The sequence below is a fragment of the Pseudomonas fluorescens genome (assembly GCF_900215245.1).
Taxonomy (GTDB): Bacteria; Pseudomonadota; Gammaproteobacteria; order Pseudomonadales; family Pseudomonadaceae; genus Aquipseudomonas; species Aquipseudomonas fluorescens.
This window is the reverse complement of the sequence record NZ_LT907842.1, coordinates 1,152,993-1,166,072: the sequence shown is the minus strand read 5'-3', so window position 1 is coordinate 1,166,072 and position 13,080 is coordinate 1,152,993. Positions and strand designations below refer to the sequence as shown.

General features: G+C 54.5%; 8 protein-coding genes, 2 tRNA genes and 2 rRNA genes. All 12 read left to right on the top strand.

From position 1 onward, the window contains the following. Positions 1-3 precede the first annotated feature (3 nt). Entirely contained in the window at positions 4-738 is a 735-nt protein-coding gene (locus CPH89_RS05495) for a tetratricopeptide repeat protein (RefSeq protein ID WP_053258048.1), read from the top strand. Then, complete coding sequence (locus CPH89_RS05490) at positions 738-1,067, top strand: YqcC family protein (RefSeq protein ID WP_053258047.1); 330 nt, start codon at positions 738-740, stop codon at positions 1,065-1,067. The genes CPH89_RS05495 and CPH89_RS05490 overlap by 1 nt, the downstream gene beginning before the upstream one ends. A 431-nt stretch (positions 1,068-1,498) precedes the next feature. After that, the gene (locus CPH89_RS05485) at positions 1,499-3,223 is read left to right on the top strand and encodes an acetolactate synthase 3 large subunit (RefSeq protein WP_053258279.1); all 1,725 of its coding nucleotides are present in this window, start codon (positions 1,499-1,501) and stop codon (positions 3,221-3,223) included. Between the two features lie 2 nt (positions 3,224-3,225). Continuing rightward, a complete protein-coding gene (ilvN, locus tag CPH89_RS05480) occupies positions 3,226-3,717 on the top strand; it encodes an acetolactate synthase small subunit (protein WP_003176102.1) in 492 nt (163 codons plus the stop codon). A 47-nt stretch (positions 3,718-3,764) separates the two neighbouring features. Next, a complete protein-coding gene (gene ilvC, locus CPH89_RS05475) occupies positions 3,765-4,781 on the top strand; it encodes a ketol-acid reductoisomerase (protein ID WP_003176099.1) in 1,017 nt (338 codons plus the stop codon). 146 nt (positions 4,782-4,927) lie between these two features. Further along, complete coding sequence (gene pssA / locus CPH89_RS05470; protein WP_053258046.1) at positions 4,928-5,785, top strand: CDP-diacylglycerol--serine O-phosphatidyltransferase; 858 nt, start codon at positions 4,928-4,930, stop codon at positions 5,783-5,785. 63 nt (positions 5,786-5,848) lie between these two features. Further along, entirely contained in the window at positions 5,849-6,862 is a 1,014-nt protein-coding gene (msrP, locus tag CPH89_RS05465) for a protein-methionine-sulfoxide reductase catalytic subunit MsrP (protein WP_053258045.1), read from the top strand. Then, entirely contained in the window at positions 6,862-7,482 is a 621-nt protein-coding gene (gene msrQ / locus CPH89_RS05460; protein ID WP_053258044.1) for a protein-methionine-sulfoxide reductase heme-binding subunit MsrQ, read from the top strand. The genes msrP and msrQ overlap by 1 nt, the downstream gene beginning before the upstream one ends. Before the next feature lie 545 nt (positions 7,483-8,027). After that, positions 8,028-9,564, top strand: a 16S ribosomal RNA gene (locus CPH89_RS05450). A gap of 82 nt (positions 9,565-9,646) precedes the next feature. After that, a tRNA-Ile gene (locus CPH89_RS05445) sits at positions 9,647-9,723 on the top strand. 30 nt (positions 9,724-9,753) lie between these two features. Continuing rightward, positions 9,754-9,829 (top strand) — tRNA-Ala (locus CPH89_RS05440). A gap of 250 nt (positions 9,830-10,079) precedes the next feature. Then, positions 10,080-12,971: ribosomal RNA gene (locus CPH89_RS05435) — 23S ribosomal RNA — on the top strand. The 16S and 23S rRNA genes sit together here with 2 tRNA genes alongside, the layout of an rRNA operon. The last annotated feature ends 109 nt before the right edge of the window (positions 12,972-13,080 follow it).

Below are 13,080 nucleotides of genomic sequence, written 5' to 3'. Positions count from 1 at the left end.
CAAGTGAACAAGTGGTTGATTCCAGCTATTACAGCTCTGGCGGTACTCAGCGGTTGCTCCAGCGTGCAACGCGGTTCGATTCCGGTGGTGGATTCGAGCACGACCGTTTCCAACAACGACCGCATATCGGCCAATGGCGGTTTCCGTCAGACCGTGGTCAAGCGGCCTGCCCAAGCCACACCGCAAGCCATGCCGCAGGATTCGGGTGTGGTGGTAATGGTGCCTGGCGCGGGTGCCGCTACGTCGGCGCCGATCAGTGCCGAGCCGTGGACCCCAGGGCCAAGCACATCGGGGCCTGTCGACTCCACGCCGATCCAGACGGCGCCGATCAACCAGGGCACCTACAACATGCCGTCCACGCCGAGCGGCATTCCGTCGCGTTCGAGCGCTGGCGGTCTGTCGGCTGACGAGCAACTGGATGGTCCGGTGTTGGCTTTGCTGACGACCGCCCAGCAGCAGCAAGCCAGCGGCGACTTGAATGGTGCGTCGTCGAGCCTTGAGCGTGCTCAACGTGTGGCACCTCGCGAGCCGCAAGTGTTGTATCGCCTCGCCCAAGTGCGCATGGCTCAGGGTGACGCGCCGCAGGCCGAGCAGTTCGCCCGTCGCGGCCTGACCATGGCCAATGGTCGTCCAGACCTGCAAGCCAACCTATGGGCCTTGATTGGTGATGCGCGTGCCGCACAAGGCGACGCGGCCGGGGCCGCTCAAGCTCGACAGAAAGCCAAGGTCAGCCTCTGATGGATGCACGGTTTCCAGCGATTGCTGAACAGTTGTTGCTGATTGAGCGCGAGTTGCGTGTGCAGGGTTGGTGGGACGAAGTGTCCCCCAGCGCCGAGGCGCTGAGCAGCGTTGAGCCTTTCTCGGTCGATACCCTGGACTTTCACCAGTGGCTGCAATGGATCTTCCTGGTGCGCATGAAGCAGATTCTGGAGCAGGACCTGCCATTGCCCAATGCTTCAGGGATCCTTGAGATGGCCGAGATGGTCTATGCCGATCGGCCGGTTGAGAGCCTGGGTTTGCGAAATGCGCTGAAAAAGTTCGACCAATTGATCGTCGACGCTCGTTAATTGCCTGACTGCCGGTATTTCCGGCAGTCTTGCGCACATTTCTACCGCTTGACGACATTCAGGCGAGTTTTATCCCTCCTCAAACCCCTTTCTTCTACGTTCTCATGCGCTTAGTTGGAAAAAAGCGCAATTATTGCTTGACTTGAAGGGGCTGAAACAGAAGAATCCAAAGTCCGCTGTATCGGGACTGCCAGAAGCAGGCCCGCTCAGCAGATCATGAGGCGCATACCCGCGCCGACCTGTAACACCCGCAACGCGTTACCTCGCGCTGGGTGGGAAAAGCCCGCAACACTTGGGACGATCCCAATACTTGCTCAGTCAGTGCTGACGTAGTCGGCGACCACCGTCGCTCATGCTCTGTTGAGAAGTAAACCTATTAAGACCCGTCGGTTTTTAACGGACGGTATTCTGGCGTTTTAGAGGTGAACAACGTGGAGCTTTTATCTGGCGGTGAGATGCTCGTCCGCTTTTTGCGTGACGAAGGCGTCGATTATATCTACGGGTACCCAGGTGGTGCTCTGCTGCATGTCTACGACGCACTGTTCAAGGAACCGGCTGTTACCCACATCCTGGTTCGTCACGAACAGGCCGCGACCCATATGGCTGACGGTTACGCCCGTGCCACCGGTAAAGCCGGCGTGGTACTGGTTACGTCCGGCCCAGGCGCAACGAATGCCATTACCGGCATCGCGACTGCTTATATGGACTCCATTCCGATGGTGATCATTTCCGGCCAGGTCGCAAGCACCATGGTCGGTACCGATGCCTTCCAGGAAACCGACATGATCGGTATTTCCCGGCCGATCGTGAAACACAGCTTCATGATCAAGCATGCTTCGGAAATCCCGGAAGTCATGAAAAAGGCCTTCTACCTCGCACAGTCCGGTCGTCCCGGCCCTGTCGTGGTAGATATCCCGAAAGACATGACCAACCCGGCCGAAAAATTTGAATACGTCTTCCCCAAGAAAGCCAAGCTGCGTTCCTACAGCCCGGCTGTTCGTGGGCACTCGGGGCAAATCCGCAAGGCAGCAGAGATGCTCCTGGCAGCCAAACGCCCTGTGTTGTACTCGGGCGGTGGTGTCATTCTGGGCGGCGGTTCCGCACCGCTGACCGAACTGGCCAAACTGCTTAACCTGCCGGTAACCAACACCCTGATGGGCCTCGGCGCCTTCCCGGGCACCGATCGTCAGTTTGTCGGCATGCTCGGCATGCACGGTAGCTACACCGCCAACCTGGCCATGCACCACGCCGACGTGATCCTGGCCGTGGGCGCGCGTTTTGATGACCGTGTGATCAATGGCGCGAGCAAGTTCTGCCCGAATGCCAAGATTATCCACATCGACATCGACCCGGCGTCCATCTCCAAGACCATCAAGGCCGACGTGCCGATCGTTGGTCCAGTGGAAAGTGTGTTGACCGAAATGGTTGCCGCGCTCAAGGACATCGGCGAAACGCCGAACAAGGAATCCGTTGCCAGCTGGTGGAAGCAGATTGACGAGTGGCGCGGTGATCGCGGCCTGTTCCCTTACGACAAGGGCGACGGCAGCATCATCAAGCCGCAAACCGTGATCGAAACCCTGTGCGAAGTGACCAAGGGCGACGCCTTTGTGACCTCCGACGTGGGCCAGCACCAAATGTTCGCCGCCCAGTACTACAAGTTCGACAAGCCTAACCGCTGGATCAACTCCGGTGGTCTGGGCACGATGGGCTTTGGTTTCCCTGCGGCCATGGGCGTAAAGCTGAGCTTCCCAGACACCGACGTCGCGTGCGTCACCGGTGAGGGCAGCATCCAGATGAACATCCAGGAACTGTCGACGTGCTTGCAGTACGGCCTTCCGGTGAAGATCGTCTGCCTGAACAACGGCGTGCTGGGCATGGTTCGTCAGTGGCAGGACATGAGCTACGGTAGCCGTCACTCCCATTCCTACATGGAATCGTTGCCAGATTTCGTCAAATTGGTTGAAGCCTATGGCCACGTCGGCATGCGCATCACTGATTTGAAGGATCTCAAGCCGATGATGGAAGAGGCGTTCGCCATGAAGGACCGTCTGGTGTTCCTTGATATTCAGGTTGACACCAGCGAGCACGTCTACCCGATGCAAATCAAAGACGGCTCTATGCGCGATATGTGGCTGAACAAGACGGAGCGTACTTAATCATGCGGCATATTATCTCCCTGCTTCTGGAGAACGAACCCGGCGCTCTGTCTCGTGTTGTCGGCCTGTTTTCGCAACGCAACTACAACATCGAAAGCCTGACCGTGGCACCGACCGAAGACCCGACCCTGTCGCGCCTGACGTTGACCACCGTGGGCCACGATGAGGTGATCGAGCAGATCACCAAGAACCTCAACAAACTGATCGAAGTGGTCAAGCTGGTCGATCTGTCGGAAAGTGCCCACATCGAGCGTGAGCTGATGTTGGTAAAGGTTAAGGCGACGGGTGCTCAACGTGCCGAGATCAAACGGACTACCGATATTTATCGCGGGCAGATCGTCGATGTGAGCGCCAGCGTTTATACCGTGCAACTGACCGGTACAAGCGACAAGCTGGACAGCTTCATCCAGTCGATCGGGACGGCCTCGATTCTGGAAACGGTACGCAGTGGTGTCACCGGGATTGCCCGTGGCGACAAAGTACTCAGCATCTAACCCAAATTAGCGAATGGCCTTACGGCCTGGATATATAGAGGAACCTCATGAAAGTTTATTACGATAAAGATTGTGACCTGTCGATCATCCAGGGCAAGAAAGTCGCCATCATCGGCTACGGTTCCCAGGGTCACGCACAAGCTTGCAACCTGAAAGATTCCGGCGTTGACGTCACTGTTGGTCTGCGTAAAGGCTCGGCCACTGTTGCCAAGGCTGAAGCCCACGGTCTGAAAGTAACTGACGTTGCTTCCGCTGTTGCTGCTGCCGACCTGGTCATGATCCTGACCCCGGACGAGTTCCAGTCCGCGCTGTACAAGAACGAAATCGAGCCGAACATCAAGAAGGGCGCCACCCTGGCCTTCTCCCACGGCTTCGCGATTCACTACAACCAGGTTGTGCCACGCGCTGACCTCGACGTGATCATGATTGCGCCGAAAGCGCCGGGCCACACCGTGCGTTCCGAGTTCGTCAAAGGCGGCGGTATCCCTGACCTGATCGCGATCTACCAGGACGCTTCGGGCAACGCCAAAAACGTTGCGCTGTCCTACGCAGCGGGTGTTGGTGGCGGTCGTACCGGTATCATCGAAACCACCTTCAAGGACGAGACCGAAACCGACCTGTTCGGCGAGCAAGCTGTTCTGTGCGGCGGTACCGTTGAACTGGTTAAAGCCGGTTTCGAAACCCTGGTTGAAGCTGGCTATGCGCCGGAAATGGCCTACTTCGAATGCCTGCACGAACTGAAGCTGATCGTTGACCTCATGTACGAAGGCGGTATCGCCAACATGAACTACTCGATCTCCAACAACGCCGAATACGGCGAGTACGTGACTGGCCCGGAAGTTATCAACGCCGAGTCGCGTCAGGCTATGCGCAACGCCCTGAAACGTATTCAGGACGGCGAATACGCCAAAATGTTCATCAGCGAAGGCGCAACCGGCTACCCTTCGATGACTGCCAAGCGTCGTAACAACGCCGCTCACGGTATCGAAGTCATCGGCGAGCAACTGCGCTCCATGATGCCGTGGATCGGTGCCAACAAGATCGTCGACAAAGCCAAAAACTAAGTCGTACGTATCAAGAGAAAACGCGGCTTAGGCCGCGTTTTTTCGTTTGGGAGGCTGGTTCTGGTATAAAGCTGCATCGTTTGCGGGCGAACACTCGCCGCAAGTATTTGTCGAATTTTTTTCACACCCGTTGCAAGGTAAAGTCCATGAGCGAACGTCCCGACGAGCCAAGCCAGGCTTCTGACGCCGATAGCCTGCTACCGATCGATGAACATGTCGAAGAAGGGCATGACGCGGAAGGCCGCAAGGTCCGGCATCGTGGCATCTATCTCCTGCCCAATCTGTTCACCACGGCGAACCTGTTTGCCGGTTTCTATTCCATCATCAACTCCATGAGCGCTCAAAGCGCGTTGGCGGCGGGTGATGCGGCGAGCGCCAGCAAGTATTTCGGTTTTGCTGCCATCGCAATCTTTGTGGCCATGGTGCTCGACGGCCTTGATGGCCGTGTTGCGCGTATGACCAATACCCAAAGCGCCTTCGGTGCCGAGTACGACTCGTTGTCGGACATGGTTGCCTTTGGTGTGGCGCCTGCACTGCTGGCGTTCGCCTGGGCACTGGGCGATATGGGCAAGGTGGGCTGGATGGTTGCCTTCATCTACGTCGCGGGCGCTGCTTTGCGTCTGGCGCGCTTCAATACCCAGGTGGGTACGGCCGACAAGCGTTACTTCATTGGTCTCGCAAGCCCCGCTGCTGCGGGAGTGGTGGCGGGTATCGTCTGGGCGTTCAGTGACTACGGGATCCAGGGGTCGAAGATGTCTTTTCTGGTGGCCTTGATGGTTGCGGCGGCCGGCATGCTGATGGTCAGTAACATCAAGTACAACAGCTTTAAGGAGTTGGACCTCAAAGGGCGCGTGCCTTTCGTGGCTATCCTGGTGGTTGTGCTGGTGTTTGCCGTCGTGTTCAGTGATCCCCCGCGTATCCTGCTGCTGGCGTTCCTGGTCTACGCTGCTTCCGGGCCGATCCAATATTTGCTGCATCTGCGTCGCGACAAAACATTGTCTTAATGTAATGTTCCCCATACTCCGCAGTCTATTGGTGCATCAGTCCTCCAATGCTGCGGAGTTGCCATGTTAATCAAGATCCCCAAAGCGTCCGATTGCCTTGAATCGGATGTGACCCCCGAATCCTTCTACCTTTCTCGCCGCAGCCTGCTCGGCGGTGCGCTTGCCGGTGTCGCGGCCAGTAGTTTGCCGCGCTGGGCCAGTGCGGACGATGCTGCGCGTTATGCCGATGTCGAACCGGGCAACGCCCCCAGCTGGTTTGCCGAGAAGCTGCCGAGTACCAAGTGGCAGGCTGTCACGGTAAAGGACGAGGCTATCACCCCGTTCAAGGATGCAACCCACTACAACAACTTCTATGAGTTCGGTACGGACAAAGGGGATCCGGCGAAGAACGCGGGCTCGCTCAAGACCGAGCCATGGAGCGTGGTCATTGATGGGGAAGTCGCCAAGCCTGGGCGTTATGCCCTGGAAGACTTCATGAAGCCTTATCAGTTGGAAGAACGCATTTACCGGTTGCGCTGTGTCGAGGCTTGGTCAATGGTGATTCCGTGGATGGGCTTTCCCATTTCAGCCTTGCTCAAACAGGTTGAGCCGACCTCCAAGGCCAAGTACATCCGCTTTGAAACGCTCCAGGACCCGAAAAGCATGCCGGGTCAGCGTTCAAGCTTCGGCTTGATCGACTGGCCTTATGTAGAAGGGCTGCGTCTGGATGAAGCCATGAACCCGTTGGCGATTCTTGCCGTAGGCATGTATGGGCGTGAGTTGCCTAACCAGAACGGCGCGCCGTTGCGTTTGGTGGTGCCGTGGAAGTATGGCTTCAAGAGTGTGAAGTCCATTGTGCGCATCAGCCTTGTGAGCGAGCAGCCTAAAACCACGTGGCAGAGTATTGCGGCCAATGAGTATGGGTTCTACGCAAACGTGAATCCTACAGTCGACCATCCTCGCTGGACTCAGGCGCGGGAGCGTCGTCTGCCGAGCGGCTTATTCAGTCCAAATGTGCGCGAGACGCAGATGTTCAATGGCTACTCGGATGAGGTCGCTTCTCTTTATACAGGTCTCGATTTGCGGAAGAACTACTGATGCGTTATCCAATCTGGCGCATTGGCGTCTTTATAGCGGCGGCGATATGGCCATTTTTCTGGTTATATGAAGCGTGGAGCTCGGTGCTCGGGCCTGATCCTGGGAAAGTGCTGATGGATCGGTTGGGGCTTGGAACGCTGGTTCTGTTGCTGATCACACTGTGCATGACGCCACTGCAGAAGCTCAGTGGGTGGGCGGGGTGGATTGCTGTCCGCCGACAGCTGGGGCTCTGGTGTTTTGCGTATGTGGCTCTGCACCTGGCGGCTTACTGCGTGTTCATCCTTGGGCTTGATTGGTCGCAATTTGGTGTAGAGCTGCGCAAGCGGCCTTACATTATTGTGGGCGCGCTGGGTTTCCTCTGTTTACTGGTGCTGGCGGTGACGTCCAATCGCTATAGTCAGCGTCGGCTCGGCAGCCGTTGGAAGAAGCTGCATCGCCTGGTGTATGTGATTCTTGGGCTTGGTTTGCTGCATATGCTTTGGATCGTGCGGGCCGACCTGAAGGAGTGGGCCATCTATGCATCTATCGGTGCGCTGCTGTTGGTCTTGCGGATTCCACCAGTGACGCGTCGAATTCCCCGCCTTATTGCGAAAAAACCACTTTCTGCGACAAAAGCGTAATTAGCGCTTGACGGTAGATTCTGGGCGTCTATAATTCGCCCCACTTCCGGCGCAGTCGAAACGGAAAACTCCTTGGTAAACAAAGAGTTATGCAGGATTCGACAGCGAGTTGCTTCAGGTCATCGAAGCCCAGAAGGAGTTGGTAGGGCAGTGTTGTTTGGCTCTATTAACGTTTCGATCCTCTCGGTCGAAAGCGGAGAAAAAGAGGTGTTGACAGCAGCGTGTAACGCTGTAGAATTCGCCTCCCGCTAACGAGAGATCGGAAGCGCAAGTGGTTGAAGTTGTTGAGGAATTCCTCGAAAACTTCTGAAAATAATCACTTGACAGCAAATGAGGCTGCTGTAGAATGCGCGCCTCGGTTGAGACGAAAGATCTTAACCAACCGCTCTTTAACAACTGAATCAAGCAATTCGTGTGGGTGCTTGTGGAGTCAGACTGATAGTCAACAAGATTATCAGCATCACAAGTTACTCCGCGAGAAATCAAAGATGTAACCAACGATTGCTGAGCCAAGTTTAGGGTTTCTTAAAAACCCAAAGATGTTTGAACTGAAGAGTTTGATCATGGCTCAGATTGAACGCTGGCGGCAGGCCTAACACATGCAAGTCGAGCGGTAGAGAGAAGCTTGCTTCTCTTGAGAGCGGCGGACGGGTGAGTAAAGCCTAGGAATCTGCCTGGTAGTGGGGGATAACGTTCGGAAACGGACGCTAATACCGCATACGTCCTACGGGAGAAAGCAGGGGACCTTCGGGCCTTGCGCTATCAGATGAGCCTAGGTCGGATTAGCTAGTTGGTGAGGTAATGGCTCACCAAGGCGACGATCCGTAACTGGTCTGAGAGGATGATCAGTCACACTGGAACTGAGACACGGTCCAGACTCCTACGGGAGGCAGCAGTGGGGAATATTGGACAATGGGCGAAAGCCTGATCCAGCCATGCCGCGTGTGTGAAGAAGGTCTTCGGATTGTAAAGCACTTTAAGTTGGGAGGAAGGGCATTAACCTAATACGTTAGTGTTTTGACGTTACCGACAGAATAAGCACCGGCTAACTCTGTGCCAGCAGCCGCGGTAATACAGAGGGTGCAAGCGTTAATCGGAATTACTGGGCGTAAAGCGCGCGTAGGTGGTTTGTTAAGTTGGATGTGAAATCCCCGGGCTCAACCTGGGAACTGCATTCAAAACTGACTGACTAGAGTATGGTAGAGGGTGGTGGAATTTCCTGTGTAGCGGTGAAATGCGTAGATATAGGAAGGAACACCAGTGGCGAAGGCGACCACCTGGACTAATACTGACACTGAGGTGCGAAAGCGTGGGGAGCAAACAGGATTAGATACCCTGGTAGTCCACGCCGTAAACGATGTCAACTAGCCGTTGGGAGCCTTGAGCTCTTAGTGGCGCAGCTAACGCATTAAGTTGACCGCCTGGGGAGTACGGCCGCAAGGTTAAAACTCAAATGAATTGACGGGGGCCCGCACAAGCGGTGGAGCATGTGGTTTAATTCGAAGCAACGCGAAGAACCTTACCAGGCCTTGACATCCAATGAACTTTCTAGAGATAGATTGGTGCCTTCGGGAACATTGAGACAGGTGCTGCATGGCTGTCGTCAGCTCGTGTCGTGAGATGTTGGGTTAAGTCCCGTAACGAGCGCAACCCTTGTCCTTAGTTACCAGCACGTAATGGTGGGCACTCTAAGGAGACTGCCGGTGACAAACCGGAGGAAGGTGGGGATGACGTCAAGTCATCATGGCCCTTACGGCCTGGGCTACACACGTGCTACAATGGTCGGTACAGAGGGTTGCCAAGCCGCGAGGTGGAGCTAATCCCACAAAACCGATCGTAGTCCGGATCGCAGTCTGCAACTCGACTGCGTGAAGTCGGAATCGCTAGTAATCGCGAATCAGAATGTCGCGGTGAATACGTTCCCGGGCCTTGTACACACCGCCCGTCACACCATGGGAGTGGGTTGCACCAGAAGTAGCTAGTCTAACCTTCGGGAGGACGGTTACCACGGTGTGATTCATGACTGGGGTGAAGTCGTAACAAGGTAGCCGTAGGGGAACCTGCGGCTGGATCACCTCCTTAATCGACGACATCAGCTGCTCCATAAGTTCCCACACGAATTGCTTGATTCATTGAAGAAGACGATAAGAAGCAGCCCGAAATTGGGTCTGTAGCTCAGTTGGTTAGAGCGCACCCCTGATAAGGGTGAGGTCGGCAGTTCGAATCTGCCCAGACCCACCAATTTTGTGTGGGAAACGCCTGTAGAAATACGGGGCCATAGCTCAGCTGGGAGAGCGCCTGCCTTGCACGCAGGAGGTCAACGGTTCGATCCCGTTTGGCTCCACCACTACTGCTTCTGAAGTTTCGAAAGCTTAGAAATGAGCATTCCATTGTGATGATGGTGAATGTTGATTTCTAGTCTTTGATTAGATCGTTCTTTAAAAATTTGGGTATGTGATAGAAAGATAGACTGAACGTTACTTTCACTGGTAACGGATCAGGCTAAGGTAAAATTTGTGAGTTGCTCGTAATTGAGTATTATCGAATTTTCGGCGAATGTTGTCTTCACAGTATAACCAGATTGCTTGGGGTTATATGGTCAAGTGAAGAAGCGCATACGGTGGATGCCTTGGCAGTCAGAGGCGATGAAAGACGTGGTAGCCTGCGAAAAGCTTCGGGGAGTCGGCAAACAGACTTTGATCCGGAGATGTCTGAATGGGGGAACCCAGCCATCATAAGATGGTTATCTTACGCTGAATACATAGGCGTAAGAGGCGAACCAGGGGAACTGAAACATCTAAGTACCCTGAGGAAAAGAAATCAACCGAGATTCCCTTAGTAGTGGCGAGCGAACGGGGACTAGCCCTTAAGTGGCTTTGAGATTAGCGGAACGCTCTGGAAAGTGCGGCCATAGTGGGTGATAGCCCTGTACGCGAAAATCTCTTAGTCATGAAATCGAGTAGGACGGAGCACGAGAAACTTTGTCTGAATATGGGGGGACCATCCTCCAAGGCTAAATACTACTGACTGACCGATAGTGAACTAGTACCGTGAGGGAAAGGCGAAAAGAACCCCGGAGAGGGGAGTGAAATAGATCCTGAAACCGTATGCGTACAAGCAGTGGGAGCAGACTTTGTTCTGTGACTGCGTACCTTTTGTATAATGGGTCAGCGACTTATTTTCAGTGGCGAGCTTAACCGAATAGGGGAGGCGTAGCGAAAGCGAGTCTTAATAGGGCGTCTAGTCGCTGGGAATAGACCCGAAACCGGGCGATCTATCCATGGGCAGGTTGAAGGTTGGGTAACACTAACTGGAGGACCGAACCGACTACCGTTGAAAAGTTAGCGGATGACCTGTGGATCGGAGTGAAAGGCTAATCAAGCTCGGAGATAGCTGGTTCTCCTCGAAAGCTATTTAGGTAGCGCCTCATGTATCACTGTAGGGGGTAGAGCACTGTTTCGGCTAGGGGGTCATCCCGACTTACCAAACCGATGCAAACTCCGAATACCTACAAGTGCCGAGCATGGGAGACACACGGCGGGTGCTAACGTCCGTCGTGAAAAGGGAAACAACCCAGACCGTCAGCTAAGGTCCCAAAGTTATGGTTAAGTGGGAAACGATGTGGGAAGGCTTAGACAGCTAGGAGGTTGGCTTAGAAGCAGCCACCCTTTAAAGAAAGCGTAATAGCTCACTAGTCGAGTCGGCCTGCGCGGAAGATGTAACGGGGCTCAAACCATACACCGAAGCTACGGGTATCACGTAAGTGATGCGGTAGAGGAGCGTTCTGTAAGCCTGTGAAGGTGAGTTGAGAAGCTTGCTGGAGGTATCAGAAGTGCGAATGCTGACATGAGTAACGACAATGGGTGTGAAAAACACCCACGCCGAAAGACCAAGGTTTCCTGCGCAACGTTAATCGACGCAGGGTTAGTCGGTCCCTAAGGCGAGGCTGAAAAGCGTAGTCGATGGAAAACAGGTTAATATTCCTGTACTTCTGGTTATTGCGATGGAGGGACGGAGAAGGCTAGGCCAGCTTGGCGTTGGTTGTCCAAGTTTAAGGTGGTAGGCTGGAATCTTAGGTAAATCCGGGATTCTAAGGCCGAGAGCTGATGACGAGTTATCTTTTAGATGACGAAGTGGTTGATGCCATGCTTCCAAGAAAAGCTTCTAAGCTTCAGGTAACCAGGAACCGTACCCCAAACCGACACAGGTGGTTGGGTAGAGAATACCAAGGCGCTTGAGAGAACTCGGGTGAAGGAACTAGGCAAAATGGCACCGTAACTTCGGGAGAAGGTGCGCCGGTGAGGGTGAAGGACTTGCTCCGTAAGCTCATGCCGGTCGAAGATACCAGGCCGCTGCGACTGTTTATTAAAAACACAGCACTCTGCAAACACGAAAGTGGACGTATAGGGTGTGACGCCTGCCCGGTGCCGGAAGGTTAATTGATGGGGTTAGCTAACGCGAAGCTCTTGATCGAAGCCCCGGTAAACGGCGGCCGTAACTATAACGGTCCTAAGGTAGCGAAATTCCTTGTCGGGTAAGTTCCGACCTGCACGAATGGCGTAACGATGGCGGCGCTGTCTCCACCCGAGACTCAGTGAAATTGAAATCGCTGTGAAGATGCAGTGTATCCGCGGCTAGACGGAAAGACCCCGTGAACCTTTACTATAGCTTTGCACTGGACTTTGAATTTGCTTGTGTAGGATAGGTGGGAGGCTTTGAAGCGTGGACGCCAGTTCGCGTGGAGCCAACCTTGAAATACCACCCTGGCAACTTTGAGGTTCTAACTCAGGTCCGTTATCCGGATCGAGGACAGTGTATGGTGGGTAGTTTGACTGGGGCGGTCTCCTCCTAAAGAGTAACGGAGGAGTACGAAGGTGCGCTCAGACCGGTCGGAAATCGGTCGTAGAGTATAAAGGCAAAAGCGCGCTTGACTGCGAGACAGACACGTCGAGCAGGTACGAAAGTAGGTCTTAGTGATCCGGTGGTTCTGTATGGAAGGGCCATCGCTCAACGGATAAAAGGTACTCCGGGGATAACAGGCTGATACCGCCCAAGAGTTCATATCGACGGCGGTGTTTGGCACCTCGATGTCGGCTCATCACATCCTGGGGCTGAAGCCGGTCCCAAGGGTATGGCTGTTCGCCATTTAAAGTGGTACGCGAGCTGGGTTTAGAACGTCGTGAGACAGTTCGGTCCCTATCTGCCGTGGACGTTTGAGATTTGAGAGGGGCTGCTCCTAGTACGAGAGGACCGGAGTGGACGAACCTCTGGTGTTCCGGTTGTCACGCCAGTGGCATTGCCGGGTAGCTATGTTCGGAATAGATAACCGCTGAAAGCATCTAAGCGGGAAACTAGCCTCAAGATGAGATCTCACTGGGACCTTGAGTCCCCTGAAGGGCCGTCGAAGACTACGACGTTGATAGGTTGGGTGTGTAAGCGCTGTGAGGCGTTGAGCTAACCAATACTAATTGCCCGTGAGGCTTGACCATATAACACCCAAGCAATTTGACTACTCCTTACTTGGAAACAAGCAGAAGCATCAGATTGCGGTGTGTGAAGACGATAGAACCGAAAGTTCGAATCTCACAAAACACCGAA